The following is a 14,937-nucleotide window of genomic DNA, read 5'->3' on the forward strand; positions in this document are numbered from 1 at the left end:
TTTTCTATATGTCGTGTATATATCTGATTTATGACATTACCTCTTCGTGGCGTTTCAGTTTTCTTTTCTCAACCAAACCTGCTACTATAATACTTACTTCATACAGTACAAACAGCGGGATACTTACTACGGTCATGGTTAACATATCAGGTGTAGGCGTTACTACTGCCGCTATAATGAGGATGATCACAATAGCATACCTGCGTGTTTCGCGCATAAACTTGGGTGTTAAAACACCAAGGTTTGATAATATATAAACCAGGATAGGCAATTGAAATACCACACCGGTTGCCAGCGTTAAGGTAGCAACTGACGATATGTAGGAATCAATAGAGAATAAATTCTGAATTTTTGTGCTTACGGTATATCCAGATAAAAAATTAATGGACATGGGCGTAATGACATAATATCCAAACATAATACCCAGAAGAAACAGCATACAGGCATAGAAAACAAATCCGGTAGCGGCTTTACGTTCTTTTTCATGCAGGGCTGGTTTTACAAAGCGCCAGATTTCCCAGATAAGGTATGGCACACCCAAAGTAATACCAATAATAAGTGCCGAATTGATCTGGAGCGTAAACTGCCCCGCCATTTCGGTATTGATCAGCTGAATGTTGATCTTATCGATACAAAATCCGGAGCGGTGTAAAGCCGCACCAATTTCACAAAGCATACGGTAAGTCCAGAAGGTTGGTCTGGCCGGGCCCATGATCACGGTATCGAAAATCCAGTCGTAAAAGTAAAATACTACAGCAGTAAATATCACAATAGCTATTGACGCCCGTACCAAATGCCACCTTAGCGCTTCCAAATGATCGAAGAAGGACATTTCTGCCTCCATCGTTTTGCCTTTGTCTTTAATGGCCTTAATTAATTTGTTATCGCTCATGGTTTATAAATACCGCTGTACAAACGCTATTGTGCTAAGTACGTTTTATTGTATGAAGATAGTTTGAATTTATTTTAAAATTCAAAGGTTTCCATAAACTTCGTGGTGAAATTACCTGCACGGAAGTTAGGGTCCTGCAATAATTTAAGATGGAAAGGTATGGTTGTTTTTACACCTTCTATCACAAATTCGCTCAGTGCGCGCTCCATCGTACTCAATGCTTCATCACGGGTTTGCGCTACGCAGATCACCTTGGCTATCATCGAATCATAGTTTGGCGGGATCACGTAACCGGTGTACACATGCGTATCGATACGCACACCATGACCACCTGGTGAATGGAAATTGGTTATTTTACCAGGTGACGGGCGGAAACCGTTAAACGGATCTTCGGCATTGATACGGCACTCTATGGCGTGCATGGTTGGCTCGTAGTTTTTACCAGAGATAGGGATACCTGCAGCAACCTTGATCTGTTCTTTGATCAAATCAAAATTGATCACCTCTTCGGTAACCGGGTGCTCTACCTGGATACGGGTATTCATCTCCATAAAGTAGAAGTTACGGTCTTTATCAACCAAAAACTCTACGGTACCGGCACCTTCGTATTTAACAGCTTTAGCCCCTTTTATAGCAGCTTCACCCATTTTTTTACGCAGTTTCTCGGTCATGAAAGGTGATGGTGACTCCTCAACCAGTTTCTGGTGACGACGTTGAATGGAACAATCGCGCTCAGAAAGGTGGCATACTTTACCATATTGATCGCCCACTACCTGTATTTCGATGTGGCGCGGATCCTGTACATATTTTTCCAGATATAAGCCGTCGTTACCGAAAGCTGCACCCGACTCTGCACGGGCCGAATCCCAGGCGTTCTCAAATTCTTCATCTTTCCAAACTATACGCATACCACGGCCACCGCCACCGGCTGTAGCTTTTAGTATAACAGGATAGCCTATTTTGTTAGCTATGCCAATACCCTGTTTTACATCGCTAAGTAAGCCTTCGGAACCCGGAACGATAGGTACGCCGGCTTTTTTCATGGTGTCTTTAGCTGATGCCTTATCACCCATCTGGTTGATCTGCTCGGCAGTGGCACCAATAAATTTGATACCATAATCGGCACAAATAGCCGAAAACTTGGCGTTTTCAGATAAAAAGCCGTAGCCCGGATGTATAGCATCGGCATTGGTCAGTTCGGCAGCCGAAATGATATTAGGAATACTTAAGTAAGAATCGCGGCTTGGCGGTGGGCCTATACAAACAGCCTCATCAGCAAAACGTACATGAAGGCTATCACGGTCGGCAGTTGAATATACAGCTACGGTTTTAATACCCATCTCTTTACAGGTACGGATAATACGTAAAGCTATTTCACCCCGGTTAGCTATTAATATTTTTTTAAACATCTTTTTTGTAAGGATTACACTGATTGTTTTATGATTACACCGATTATTCTATGATTACACCGATTATTTTTAACGGATTACACTGATTAATTTTTATAATCAATACAATCAATTGCTATCGGTAAAATCAATTTATAATCGGTGCAATCTACTAAATAGGTTCTACTAAAAATAAAGGCTGATCGTATTCAACCGGTGAAGCATTGTCAACCAATACTTTTACAATGCGACCTGAAATTTCAGATTCGATCTCGTTGAAAAGTTTCATGGCTTCGATAATACAAACAACAGAGCCTGTTTTTATTTCATCGCCAACATTTACAAATAACGGTTTATCAGGACTTGATGAGCGGTAAAAGGTGCCGATCATGGGCGATTTGATGGTAAGATACTTTGAGGTATCGGCCGCTGCCGGGGCAGCAGGAGTAGCCACGGGTGCCGCTGCCGGGGCTGCCGGAGCAACAGGTAATGCCGCTGGGGCGGTTTGCGCCGGGATGCTTGCATGGATAACCTGTGGTTGAACCTCGTTGGTTTTTATAGTTATCTTAAAATCTTTTTGCTCAATTGACACTTCGTTTACGCCTGATTTTGAAACAAAGCGAATAAGATCCTGAATTTGTTTAATATCCATACTTTGGGATTGAGTGGTTTTGGATAAAGTTTGTTTATCTAAGTTATTTGATAATGTGCAAACTGGCAATATGCAAAATTGCAGACTGCAAATGTGCAAATGTTTTTTTATGATTTAACTATAAATTATAGTAACATATTAAAATGAACAGATGTTTTTATTTTTTAATATGCGCGTTTAGTAAGCCCATTTTAAATAGACTGAACCCCAGGTAAATCCACCGCCAAACGCTGCTAAAATAAGGTTGTCACCTTTTTTGAACTTGCTTTCCCACTCCCACAAACATAATGGTATTGTACCATTTGTAGTGTTACCATAACGTTCAATATTGATGATCACTTTATCGGCGCTCAGGCCTGTGCGGCTGGCTGTGGCATCAATGATGCGCTTATTGGCCTGATGAGGTACCAGCCAGGCAACGTCATCTGCTCCCAGGCTATTACGCTCCATTACTTCGTGAGCTACATCGGCCATATTGGTTACTGCGAATTTAAATACCGCGGGACCTTCCTGGTAGGCAAAATGTTCACGGGCTTCCACCGTTTCGTGGGTCGCCGGTTTTACAGATCCACCAGCTTTTTGGTGCAGATACTGAGCTCCGGAACCATCGCTTTTAAGGATCGAGTCTAAAACACCATAGCCTTCGGTATTAGGCTCAAGCAATACCGCGCCGCAGCCATCGCCAAAAATGATGCAGGTAGCACGATCCTGGTAATTTACTATCGAGGACATTTTATCGCCGCCTATTACCAGTACCTTTTTATGTTTACCACTTTCAATAAACTGGGCTCCTGTAGTAAGGCCATAAATAAAGCCAGAACAGGCAGCCTGTAAGTCGAAGCCCCAGGCATTAACCGCGCCAATTTTATTGGCCAGGATATTTGCTGTTGCTGGAAAAGGCATATCGGGAGTAGTTGTGCAAAAAATAACCAGATCGATCTCATCGGCGCTTATGCCCCGTTTTTTTAACAACCCGTTAACTGCAGGAACTGCCATATCAGATGTACCCAAGCCTTCGCCTTTAAGTATACGGCGCTCCTTAATGCCTGTACGGCTTACGATCCACTCATCATTGGTATCAACCAATGTTTCAAGCTCCTGGTTGGTCAGGATATAGTCGGGAACGTAACCATGTACAGCAGTAATAGCAGCATGAATTTTACTCATCTTTTATTTTTTTACTGAAAAGCTTGTTTAATTTTGTCAACCAGTTTGCTCTCAACCATGTTTTTTGATAAAAGGATCATGTTTTTGATAGCTTCGGGACTAGAGATGCCATGGCCTACAATTACGGGGGCATTTACACCCAGGATAGGGCTTCCGCCGTATTGCTCATAATTGAACCGGTCAAAAAACTCATCTTTAAGCTGTTTTTTTCGTGTTATAACATAAAACGATTCGGCCAGCTTTAATATGACATTGCCGGTAAAGCCATCACATACGTAAACATCGGCCGATTCACTGAACAGGTCGCGTCCTTCAACATTACCTATAAAGTTAAACAGCGATGTTTCTTTCATTAATGGATAAGTAGCCTGGCTAAGGATATTACCTTTTTCTTCTTCTTCGCCAATGTTCATCAGCGCTACACGAGGATTGGTAATATCATATACCGATTGGGCTAGTAAGCTGCCCAATACACCAAACTGTACCAGAACATCTGGTTTACAATCGGCATTGGCGCCTACATCCAACAAAATACCCAAACCTCCTTTAAGTTTGGGTACAATAGTGGTCATAGCCGGACGAATAACGCCGGGAATGGTTTTTACGCTGAACATGGCGCCAACAAGCATAGCACCGGTGTTACCAGCCGAAGAAAAGGCCTGTATTTGCCCCTCTTTGAGCAATTGAAAACCAACCGAAATACTTGAATCCGGTTTTTGAACAATGGCTTTTGTAGGGTGTTCGCCCATACCAATCACTTCGGTTGTGTGTACAAACTCGAAATGGTCGGGGCTTACATTGTTTTCCTGAAGAATAGTGGCTGCAACTTCTTTATCTCCAATAAGCACCAGTTTTTGGTCGGCAGATAAAGCCTTATAAGCTTCGATTGCCCCTAAAACGGCTGCTTTGGGAGCAAAATCACCGCCCATAATATCTAAGCCAATCTTCATTTTCAGAAAATTAAACTTAGGCTACTGCTGCTTTCTCTATCAGTAATTTACCGTTGTAGTAAACGTTACCATCAACAGTATAAGCTCTGTGCGGTAAATGCACGGCACCTGTAGTTTGGCAGGTAGTTAAAGTTGGAGCTTCAGCTTTGTAGTGTGTTCTACGCTTATCTCTTCTTGATTTGGATATTTTACGTTTTGGATGTGGCATGATCCTGCTTTTTTATTATTTATTTATTTTTCTGAGCACGTCCCACCGTGGGTCTGTCTGCTCATTTTGTTCGTCATTTCCCGAAAGGTTATTTAACTTTTCGAGCATCTCTTTATCACAATAGGAGGTGTTACCCTCATTGCTGCACACCGATATAAATGGCATGGCAACATTTATGTATTCATATATTAACCCCGCTATATTGATCTCATGATCATTTTTATTCAGGGTGATGATCTCATCATCTTCGTCAATCACTTCATCGCTAAACTTAGCGATCTGCTGCTCGGTGATGTTCAGCGGTTGTAAATACTGGGCCAAACACTTGTCGCAATTGGCGTTAACCGTGCCGCTGATATGAAAATCCAGTATCAGCATTGTTTCCTGTTTATCCAATTCTACCCGGCACTGCAGATTGGCTTTTTTCACAAGCGAGTAATCAAACTCGTCAAAAAAAGCATCGTCAACAGTGTATTCAAACTGGTGTTTTCCCAGTTTAAGCCCTGTAAAAGGAATCGAATATGTTCTAAGCGATTTCAATGAGCAACAATTAGCCCGCAAATGTATGGAAAAATCCCATAACTGAAAACTGTTTTTTTAATTTGATTAGTGGTAAATTATAACACTAATTATTAAAGGTAAAGATAATACTTTAATGTACAAGGCTAATTATCAAAAAGAGGGCATAATATAAACCAAATACCGTTTTGGTATTTGAAAATTAAAGAGCCATTTTTAAGCTTAAAGCGCAAAGCCAAAGGCTTAAAGCTGCTATTTACTTTCGCCTTTTGTCTTTATCCTTTCACCTCCAATTATATTTTCAGCCTGATGTTGATCTTATCCAGCAAACCGGTGAGCCAAACCATTACAAATGCGAACAGGATACATTTGATCAATCCACCGGTGCCCTGGCTCAGGTATTCCGGATAGCCCAGGTTGCTCATTTCATACATAGGGTAAAATAAAAACGGTACAATATAACAGGTAAACGTATTGGTGCCGGCCGGCTCAATGATCTTGAACCAGTTGTATTTATGCTTAAAATCAACCACGTAAATAAAAATAGCGTACATGATTAAGCTGATACCCGTACAAATGAGTACCCATGAAGGGGTATCGCGTGCTTTGGAAATACCACCGCTAAAATAACGTACAATAAAGCCCATATTAAACATGATAATGGCAATCATGAGCAGGGCGGCCCACAATAACTTAAGCTCGTTATTAGCCTTAAGTCGCATATACAATACCGATACAAACACCCCGGCCATAGTAAAAGCCTGCATAGCGCCGTTGCCTGCTATCCAAACATATTTTTGCAGAGGAGCCAGGAAATTCAAAAAGCCGAAGTGAAAATCGATGTTAAAGAACATGAAGAATATCCATGCCGCTGCCTGGATCCAGAGATATCCTCCGGAGTAATAATAGATCAGCGCGCAAAGTAGGTACGCCCAGCCTATCAGCCCCAGGATACCCCACCAGGTAAAATGTAGCCAGGTATGCCCCGGATCGCTGGTTTTGTAGAGGATAGACATGGCCAGGAGCAAGGCTATGCCAAATCCTTGTAAAATATACCGTTTAAGATTGGAGGTATCTTTACCATAATCTAAAAAGATAAAAAAGAAGCTAAACGTAACCAGGCTTTCCCAAACGGGCTTGGGCAGCAGGGTAGTAACCTCGTTGTAGGTTTCCATGTTGGCATGATAAAAGCCAATGAATACCAGGGCGAAAGAGCGGGTGGCAATACGCCAAAGCAGTTTATAATCGCCTTTTTTAAGCCGGTTTTGAAATGCGAAGGGTATAGATAAGCCCACGATAAATAGAAACGCAGGGAAAATAGTATCGGCTAAGCCTAAAGCATCAACGTTTTCGCCCGCATGCTTGAGCCAGTTGGGTGTATTTGGAATACCGTCGAGGTCATTCACAAATATCATCAGGAACATGGTTACCGCACGAAAAGCGTCAATGGATCGGACTCGACTAAAAAAATCATTCATTAAAGTGGTAAATGCGATAACTAAGCAAATGTTTTAATCTAACGTTAATTAAATTGAAACATTATTATTACAGACCATATTTTAGTCCCTGTCGCGGCTCAGCTTAGTAAATACCAGCGGATTTTCGTTCAATTCCAGCGTTTCGCGGCGGTGTTTTACTATATGTATGGCTGTGAACAGGGCCTCGCGGAATGATATCTCCGAAGCCTGATTTTTACCGGCTATATCATACGCGGTGCCATGATCTGGAGAGGTGCGTACAAAATTTAAACCTGCGGTAAAATTAACTCCCGATTCAAAAGCTATTTGCTTAAAAGGAATAAGTCCCTGGTCATGATACATGGCCAGCACGGCATCAAATTGCAAATATGTTCCATTGGCAAAAAAACCATCGGCTGAGTAGGGGCCAAAGGCCATTATATCGTTGTTGCGGGCCTCTTCAATAGCTGGGATGATCACTTCTTTTTCTTCGCTGCCAATCAGACCATTATCGCTGGCATGAGGATTAAGACCCAGCACCGCGATTTTTGGTTTGCGGATCCAGAAATCATTCTGCAAACTATGGTTCATCAGCTTAAGCTTAGCCAGTATTTTTTCGCCGGTAATACTTGAGGCTACTTTACTGATGGGAATATGCCCGGTAACTACACCAACCCTCAAGGTATCGCTCACTAAAAACATTAATGATTCGGCAGCGCCGTCGCGTTGCTGCAGGTATTCTGTATGGCCTGGGAAGTTAAACTGGTCGTTTTGTATATTATCTTTATTGATAGGCGCCGTGATTAGGGCATCGATATATCCCTCTTTCAGATCAAAAGTAGCACGTTCCAGGGAAATGAAGGCATATTTGCCACCAGCCTCGGTCACCTGGCCCATCTCTATCTTTACATCCTCTTCCCAGCAATTGATCATATTAGGCTTTTTTGCCTGCGCTTGTGACGGATCATTAATAACATGAAAATTAAGCTCATTAACTTGGGTTGCGCGGCGGTGAAACGAGGCTACCTTGGTATGCCCGTATACAATGGGGGTACAATAATCGTAAATGCGGGCATCTGCCAGTGTTTTTATAATTATTTCTAATCCTATGCCATTTACATCACCTATGCTTATCCCTACTTTAATTTTTTCGCTCATGTTATTATGTATGATTACACTGATCATTACAGGATTTCACCGGTTTTTGGAGTGATTTCACTGATGCTGATCTGTGATTATTTTTTTTTATAATTTACGGTCCAGGCGTTACCTTTTACCCTTAACCTTTCAGCTTTTACCCGACTTTTTTACTGCAAATAAAAGATTTTAAGCTTATAGTTCCCGAATAAAGCACAAATATGCCTTAATTTGCTCAAATATTTGATTAATAATGACGTTGGTAAGGGCAAAAAAACATTTAGGGCAACATTTTCTGACAGATAAAAATATCGCTGCCAAAATTGTGGACAGCCTGAAACCCGATGGCCGTTATCAACACGTGCTGGAAGTTGGCCCGGGTATGGGTATCCTGTCTGACTTTTTATTGCAGAAGACCGAATACGAAGTATCCCTGATCGACATTGACGAGGAATCATACCAGTTTCTGCAAAAAAAATACCCCCATTTAGGTAGCCGCCTTATTAATGCCGATTTTCTGGAGATGGATTTTAAAGGCGTATTTAATGGTCCGCTGGCTATTATTGGCAATTTCCCGTATAATATTTCTTCCCAGATATTATTTAAAGTGCTCGATAACCGCCAGCAAGTGGTTGAGGTGGTGGGCATGTTCCAAAAGGAAGTAGCCGAACGCTGTACCGCCAAAGCCGGTAGCAAGGAATATGGTATTCTGAGCGTTTTTTTGCAGGCCTATTATAAGGTAGAATACTTGTTTACCGTGAAAGCCGGCGTGTTTAATCCACCACCCAAGGTGCTTTCGGCAGTGATCAGGCTCACAAGAAATAGCGCTGAAGCCCTGGACTGCGATGAAAAGCTTTTCTGGCAAATTGTCAAAGCGGGTTTTAACCAGCGCCGCAAAACGCTGCGCAATGCCATATCATCATTAATCAACAAAGAACAGATGGCAGGGAATACAACCCTCGATCTGCGCGCCGAGCGGCTCACCGTTGCCGATTTTGTAAAGCTCACCAATGAGGTGGCGACAGGGCGGAGTACTCAGTAATTTCTTTTCAAAAAAACTTTTTAAACCCCGGATTTTAACAAATTTTTGATCAAAAACTGGAAAAATGGATTCAAAAAAGTGCTGAAAAATTCTATTTCATCGCTTTTTAACAAATTTCAGCCCGATTTTGATGTGTTTTAAAAACTTTAAGAAGTATTAATTAGTTGTATTCAAAATAGGATGCTCGGGGGCTTTTGTTTCTTAACTGAACAGGCCTGCTCCCTTGAAAAAGAAAGCAGGCCTGTTGTGTATTTAAATATACACCAATTTTGTCGGATTTTGAAGTTCCGGGGAATCATAGGTACTACAACCTTAAGGCGCATACCTACGGCATGCTAAATGCTTATTGTTTGTTTTCTACAAAGCTTTTACTCCTACGGAGTAGCCCTAAATAATGATATTGCCAAAAGTTCCGTCTTCAGGGGGTTAGGGGGCTATCGGTATAACCACCGGGGTATCCTGCATTTTTTTGACCATCTCGGCCATGCGTTTAATGAACAGGTAGTTGGCTGTGCCGCCAATTACAGCGCCCACTACGGGTACCATTCTTTCGGCGGTACGGGTACCCAGTACCATCAGGAATTTTTCGGCAATGCCCTCCATCATGGTTTTGGATATGGCTACTCCGGCCTCTACCCGCAACGAGGTAGCTACCAGGCCCATGAATTCGTTAAATTCCATTTGATAACTACCCTTGTTATAATACATAATGGCCATAGTTACCCTAAATTGTTGCGTAATGAGGTTGGCAAAATCAAGAGGTAAACCGGCTATCAGCGTAACCATGCCACCGCTGCCGGCAACAGCACCCGAGCCCGCGGCCATTAGCGCGCACTGATTTATAAATTTATCCAGCCCCAGTTTATCAACCCCTTTTTTAATCTTAAATTGGTCAATATGATTAAATATCTGCTTAAAACCGTTGTCGGCTAGTTTTTCGGCCTGATGTTTTATATCGGTACCCAGTTTTTTTATCTTGATTAATTTCATCTCTGTAATTAGTTTTAAGTTGTGGGTATTGAGTTGCAGGAAAAAACTCCATGCTTAATACTCACAACTCCAGACTTATAAAGCCATTCCCGTGCCAGTTTTTAAAATTGTTCAAAATGGCAGGTAACTTAAATAGTCGCTGCAATTTTTCTGGAAGTGAGATTACAGAGCCGACTATTGGTCTGCGCTTTTTAATTCACACGTCATTGGGAGGGTACGAAGTAAGAGTCCCTCTAATCCAATAGCTATCGGATCTCCACAAAGGGGGAGACTTAAAAAAAATTAAAGCGCTCTTTTCCGATAGCTATCGGGATGGAGAGGGTTGGGTGAGGCTCTTGCTCCGTACTTCGCAATACAGCGTTCAATTCATTGTCTTATTTCGATGCCACTACCTGGCCTTTATCATTTAGCGTTTCTATAACGGGTTGGTTTTGCTGGTTGATATAAATTCGGAGGCGGGGCCTGCCTTTATCATCACGCAAAAACAAGCCTACTTCGCCTTTGGTATTTTTGCCCACAAAAAGCCGTTCGGCGGTTAATACCCCTGGTTGTTGCAGTTTTTTGATACCGGCAGCGTAGGCAGCAGCATTATTCAATTGCTTTAATGAATCAACATAGGCCACTACCTTAGCCGATGGAAAGTTGTCGTACTTATCCCACAGTTTTAAACCATAGCTGCGTTTCAAGCCGTCGGTATCCTTATCCTGGCTGTATTGGATCTGCATGATCTGGTCGTTCTGATACTGATCGACGGAATAGGTCATACCGGCGCTTTTTTTATTGCCATCGTACACCAGCCCGCCGCATTCATCGCCATCGTCATTAAAAAATATCATACCGGCTGGGCGGTCGCGTTTAGGTAGTTCTTTGCCGCCAATGGTTCCGGGGTGCTGACGATCGTGATTACTAATAGCCATGCGGATCTGGCCATTGGCATCAACAATATCGATACGTTCGGCGGTGATGTGTTTAAAATGTTCGTTGATGCTGGCAGTCTGTCTGAAAGCTGTCACTATTAATACCAATACCAGCAGGGTTAACATGCCTGAGTATATTTTTAATGCTTTAACCTGTTTTTGTAAGTTTTCCATAAAATATTGATTGCTGCTAAACAAATATATTTAAATGAGGGGAAATTGACTCGCCCGGTTTACTTGCGCTGTGGATTGTAGCGAGTGCAAGATCGGATGATGCAGAGTCGACTCACGGTCTACACTTCGCTGGACCACCCTCTCTTCGCCTTTGGCGGAAAGAGGGTTAAGAAATTCCCTCTATGCGCGAAGCGATGTCGGGGTGAGCCATTACCGGCGTTCAAAATACAGCATGCTCCATGTGCCTTGCAATTATATCCAAACTGTAAAAATCTATCGTACCATAAATAGCTGATGGTGAATAATGGTAGGTTTTGTAAATTTGCCCTTTCCTAATATTTCGAAATTGAAAAATAACATTCTTATAGTTGACGATGTGCATCCCATATTTATGGAGATGGCCACCGCCAAAGGTTACCAATGCGATTATCAACCCCTGATCAAAGCCGACGAAGCACTGCAGATCATAGGCGATTATGCCGGACTGGTGATCCGTTCCAAATTCAGGGTTGATAAACATGTGATAGATGCCGGGGCCAATCTGCGCTTTGTAGCCCGTGCCGGTGCCGGGATGGATAATATTGACGAAGCCTATGCGGCCGAAAAAGGTATCAGCCTCATCAACGCGCCCGAGGGCAATTCAGACGCCGTTGGCGAACATGCCATTGGTTTGTTGTTATCCTTAATGAACAATTTAAATAAAGGTGATGCTGAAATACGCGGCGGCAGCTGGCAACGAGAAGCTAATCGCGGCTTTGAACTTAAAGGCAAAACCGTGGGGATTATTGGTTATGGCCATATGGGGCATAGCTTTGCCCGCAAGCTATCGGGTTTCCAGGTAGAGGTGATTGCTTATGATAAGTACAAGACCGGCTTTAGCGATCGTTATGCTCGCGAAGTAAGTATGGAAGACATCGTGAAACATAGCGATGTGTTGAGTCTGCATATACCGCTTACGCCCGAAACCAATGGATTGGTGGATGATGAATACTTGTTCCATTTTAAAAAACCGATATTTTTTCTGAATACCTCGCGTGGTAAAACCGCCAAAGTGAGCGCTGTGCTGAATGCTATTAAACAAGGCAAAATACTGGGTGCCGGGCTGGATGTGCTGGAGGTAGAAAAATTCCCGGCCCTGGCCGAGCAGGTGTGGTTTGATGAGCTGCGTCAAAGCGGCAGGGTACTGCTAAGTCCGCATGTAGCAGGCTGGACATTTGACTCGTACCGCAAAATAAGCGAGGTAATGGCCGAGAAGCTGGTGGCTTTTTAGTCGATGGTCAATAGTCCATGGTCCATAGTAAAAGAAAACGTATGATTCTTTATGGTCATGGTCTATCGACTATGGACTAATTAACCATTGGTGCCGGTAAAAAAATTTGGATATTAAAATTTAAATAACTTATCTTCGTTAAATACAAAAGCAAGACTATGTAGGCTCGGGCCCATGTAGTCTTGTTTGTTTTTAGAGTCATTGCGTCCTTCTTAAAACAAGGGGGGCGGTTTTTTTTGAATGACCAACGAAGTGAACATTAAATAATTTATTGTTATGGCAGAGGTATCATACTTTACCAAAGATGGTTTAGAGAAATTAAAAGAAGAATTACAAAAATTAAAAACAACCGGACGTGCGGATATATCAAGAGCTATAGCCGAAGCCCGGGATAAAGGTGACCTTTCTGAGAACGCCGAATACGATGCTGCTAAAGAAGCGCAGGGTTTGCACGAAGCTAAAATAGCACAGATGCAGGAAACCCTGGCCAATGCGCGCTTGCTTGATGAGTCAAAACTGGATGTATCAAAAGTGCTGGCTTTATCTGTAGTAAAGATCAAAAATATTAAAAACGGAGCTACCATGAGCTACCAGCTGGTATCAGAAAGCGAAGCTGATATGAAAGCCGGTAAAATATCGGTAACATCACCTATAGCTAAAGGTCTGCTGGGTAAAAAAGTTGGCGAAACTGCCGAGATCACTGTTCCTGCAGGTGTAATTGAATTTGAGATACTGGAAATTAGCAGATAAGTTCATTGGTGAATGGTTGATTGGGTGAGTGGTTGATGAAGTTGTCTGAACCTTGATTTTTCTGATTAAGGGATTATCAGGATTTTTTAACTGCTAAAACTTAATTAACCATTTCAACCACTTACTTAATAAACCACGCACCAATCATGAGCATTTTTTCAAAAATAATAGCAGGCGAAATACCTGCGCATGTAGTAGCTGAAAGTAATGAGTTTTTGGCTTTTTTGGATATTAGTCCGCTGGCCGAAGGGCATGTGCTGGTGATACCCAAAAAAGAGGTTGATTATATATTTGACCTGGATGATGAAACCTACACCGGGCTGCACATTTTTGCGAAAATTGTGGCCACAGCGCTAAAAAAGGCTATCCCCTGTAAAAAGGTTGGTGTCGCGGTGATCGGGTTGGAAGTACCCCATGCCCATATCCACCTGATACCCATGAACCGGGTTGACGACATGAACTTTGCCCGCCCAAAGCTTAGCTTTACCTCCGAAGAACTGAGCGCTACCAAAGAAAAGATCAAAGCGGCGCTAAGGGATTAAGGGAATTGATGTGCGGATGTGCAAATGTGCGGATGTGCAGATAAAAAACCATTGTCATTCTGAGCGAAGCGAAGAATCTGATCTACAGTATGCAGGTCGGCGAATAGATCCTTCGCTTCGCTCAGGATGACAAACTTTTATAATCAAATTTAATCTCCCCTGCATTAATCTCACGAAAGCCTAAAATTATCAAAGATGAATCCACTGACAGCAGGCGAATTTCAAATTGACATTTTTCCTGATCCCGATTTTCGGCGTGACTCAATAGCTAATGTTCATGCGTATAATGCCGTTTATGTCAATGAGGATGGTTATCAATCTACATCAGCTTTTGGAATAAAGATTTATCAAGATGCTTCGCTTTTAAGCAGCGCAATTATAGGTTCATCCGGAGGTGCTACGGATATATATCCAAATTCGTTGATCGTTGAACCTGGCAGGTTGGTGATTTGCTGTTCGGACAGCGTATTTTGCCTAACTATACCAACTCTGTTGTTACAGTGGAAAACAAAAGCCGATTTTGCCACCTGTTTTGAAATATTCAAATACAAGTTGGATTATATCGTTCATGGCGAAGTAGAAATCAGTCGTTTAAGCGCAGATGGTGATTTGATCTGGCAACAGAGCGGTGCTGATATTTTTGTAACGCCTAAAAGCAATGAAGATGATTTTGTTGTTACCGACGACTATATTTTAGCCACCGACTGGGACAACAGAAAATATAGGTTTGATTTTGACGGGAACGTTATTCCGTGAACCTTTAAAAAAAACAATTGTCATTCTGAGCGGAGCGAAGAATCTATTCGCCGATTTACATGCTGTAGATTAGATCCTTCGCTCCGCTCAGGATGACAAACTTTTATATTGTAGGAAGATCATCAT

The 14,937-nt window shown here is 42.3% G+C and carries 16 protein-coding genes; 5 read left to right on the top strand and 11 right to left on the bottom strand.

Going from position 1 to position 14,937, the window contains the following annotated elements; genetic code table 11:
• Positions 1–28: 28 nt before the first annotated feature.
• From tatC to pdxA, 9 genes are all read right to left on the bottom strand, one after another.
• Positions 29–892: a twin-arginine translocase subunit TatC gene (gene tatC, locus ACTJKG_RS05100; RefSeq protein WP_172333928.1), complete on the bottom strand. Its 864-nt coding sequence runs from the start codon at positions 890–892 to the stop codon at positions 29–31.
• A gap of 74 nt (positions 893–966) precedes the next feature.
• A complete protein-coding gene (gene accC / locus ACTJKG_RS05105; RefSeq protein ID WP_172333927.1) occupies positions 967–2,301 on the bottom strand; it encodes an acetyl-CoA carboxylase biotin carboxylase subunit in 1,335 nt (444 codons plus the stop codon).
• A gap of 151 nt (positions 2,302–2,452) precedes the next feature.
• On the bottom strand, positions 2,453–2,932 hold the full coding sequence (gene accB, locus ACTJKG_RS05110; RefSeq protein ID WP_440738522.1) for an acetyl-CoA carboxylase biotin carboxyl carrier protein: 480 nt from the start codon (positions 2,930–2,932) through the stop codon (positions 2,453–2,455).
• Between the two features lie 177 nt (positions 2,933–3,109).
• Complete coding sequence (locus tag ACTJKG_RS05115; RefSeq protein ID WP_172333925.1) at positions 3,110–4,099, bottom strand: beta-ketoacyl-ACP synthase III; 990 nt, start codon at positions 4,097–4,099, stop codon at positions 3,110–3,112.
• Positions 4,100–4,110: 11 nt separating this feature from the next.
• Positions 4,111–5,049 carry a phosphate acyltransferase PlsX gene (gene plsX, locus ACTJKG_RS05120; protein ID WP_440738523.1) on the bottom strand — a complete coding sequence of 313 codons (939 nt, stop codon included), beginning with the start codon at positions 5,047–5,049 and terminating at the stop codon, positions 4,111–4,113.
• Between the two features lie 16 nt (positions 5,050–5,065).
• Entirely contained in the window at positions 5,066–5,257 is a 192-nt protein-coding gene (gene rpmF, locus ACTJKG_RS05125; protein WP_076373869.1) for a 50S ribosomal protein L32, read from the bottom strand.
• 15 nt (positions 5,258–5,272) lie between these two features.
• Entirely contained in the window at positions 5,273–5,797 is a 525-nt protein-coding gene (locus ACTJKG_RS05130; RefSeq protein WP_172333923.1) for a YceD family protein, read from the bottom strand.
• Between the two features lie 272 nt (positions 5,798–6,069).
• Complete coding sequence (locus ACTJKG_RS05135; protein ID WP_172333922.1) at positions 6,070–7,254, bottom strand: DUF5009 domain-containing protein; 1,185 nt, start codon at positions 7,252–7,254, stop codon at positions 6,070–6,072.
• 81 nt (positions 7,255–7,335) lie between these two features.
• On the bottom strand, positions 7,336–8,391 hold the full coding sequence (pdxA, locus tag ACTJKG_RS05140) for a 4-hydroxythreonine-4-phosphate dehydrogenase PdxA (RefSeq protein ID WP_440738524.1): 1,056 nt from the start codon (positions 8,389–8,391) through the stop codon (positions 7,336–7,338).
• Between the two features lie 232 nt (positions 8,392–8,623).
• Here pdxA and rsmA point away from each other — a divergent pair, with 232 nt between their 5' ends.
• Complete coding sequence (gene rsmA, locus ACTJKG_RS05145) at positions 8,624–9,412, top strand: 16S rRNA (adenine(1518)-N(6)/adenine(1519)-N(6))-dimethyltransferase RsmA (protein ID WP_172333920.1); 789 nt, start codon at positions 8,624–8,626, stop codon at positions 9,410–9,412.
• A 426-nt stretch (positions 9,413–9,838) separates the two neighbouring features.
• Here rsmA and ACTJKG_RS05150 read toward each other — a convergent pair whose 3' ends face one another.
• Together ACTJKG_RS05150 and ACTJKG_RS05155 are read right to left on the bottom strand one after the other, a co-directional pair.
• Complete coding sequence (locus ACTJKG_RS05150; RefSeq protein ID WP_172333919.1) at positions 9,839–10,402, bottom strand: hypothetical protein; 564 nt, start codon at positions 10,400–10,402, stop codon at positions 9,839–9,841.
• A gap of 374 nt (positions 10,403–10,776) precedes the next feature.
• Positions 10,777–11,493 (bottom strand): hypothetical protein, encoded by a 717-nt coding sequence (locus ACTJKG_RS05155; RefSeq protein WP_172333918.1) that lies wholly within the window; start codon positions 11,491–11,493, stop codon positions 10,777–10,779.
• Positions 11,494–11,839: 346 nt separating this feature from the next.
• Here ACTJKG_RS05155 and ACTJKG_RS05160 point away from each other — a divergent pair, with 346 nt between their 5' ends.
• From ACTJKG_RS05160 to ACTJKG_RS05175, 4 genes are all read left to right on the top strand, one after another.
• Positions 11,840–12,763: an NAD(P)-dependent oxidoreductase gene (locus ACTJKG_RS05160; protein ID WP_253952173.1), complete on the top strand. Its 924-nt coding sequence runs from the start codon at positions 11,840–11,842 to the stop codon at positions 12,761–12,763.
• Between the two features lie 276 nt (positions 12,764–13,039).
• Positions 13,040–13,513, top strand: a complete 474-nt coding sequence (gene greA / locus ACTJKG_RS05165; protein ID WP_172333916.1) for a transcription elongation factor GreA — start codon at positions 13,040–13,042, stop codon at positions 13,511–13,513.
• Positions 13,514–13,656: 143 nt separating this feature from the next.
• Complete coding sequence (locus tag ACTJKG_RS05170; RefSeq protein ID WP_172334434.1) at positions 13,657–14,055, top strand: HIT family protein; 399 nt, start codon at positions 13,657–13,659, stop codon at positions 14,053–14,055.
• 195 nt (positions 14,056–14,250) lie between these two features.
• Positions 14,251–14,811, top strand: coding sequence for a hypothetical protein (locus tag ACTJKG_RS05175; RefSeq protein ID WP_440738525.1), 561 nt, complete (start codon positions 14,251–14,253; stop codon positions 14,809–14,811).
• Positions 14,812–14,937: the final 126 nt, after the last annotated feature.

The sequence above is a fragment of the Mucilaginibacter sp. 22184 genome (assembly GCF_052045695.1).
Taxonomy (GTDB): Bacteria; Bacteroidota; Bacteroidia; order Sphingobacteriales; family Sphingobacteriaceae; genus Mucilaginibacter.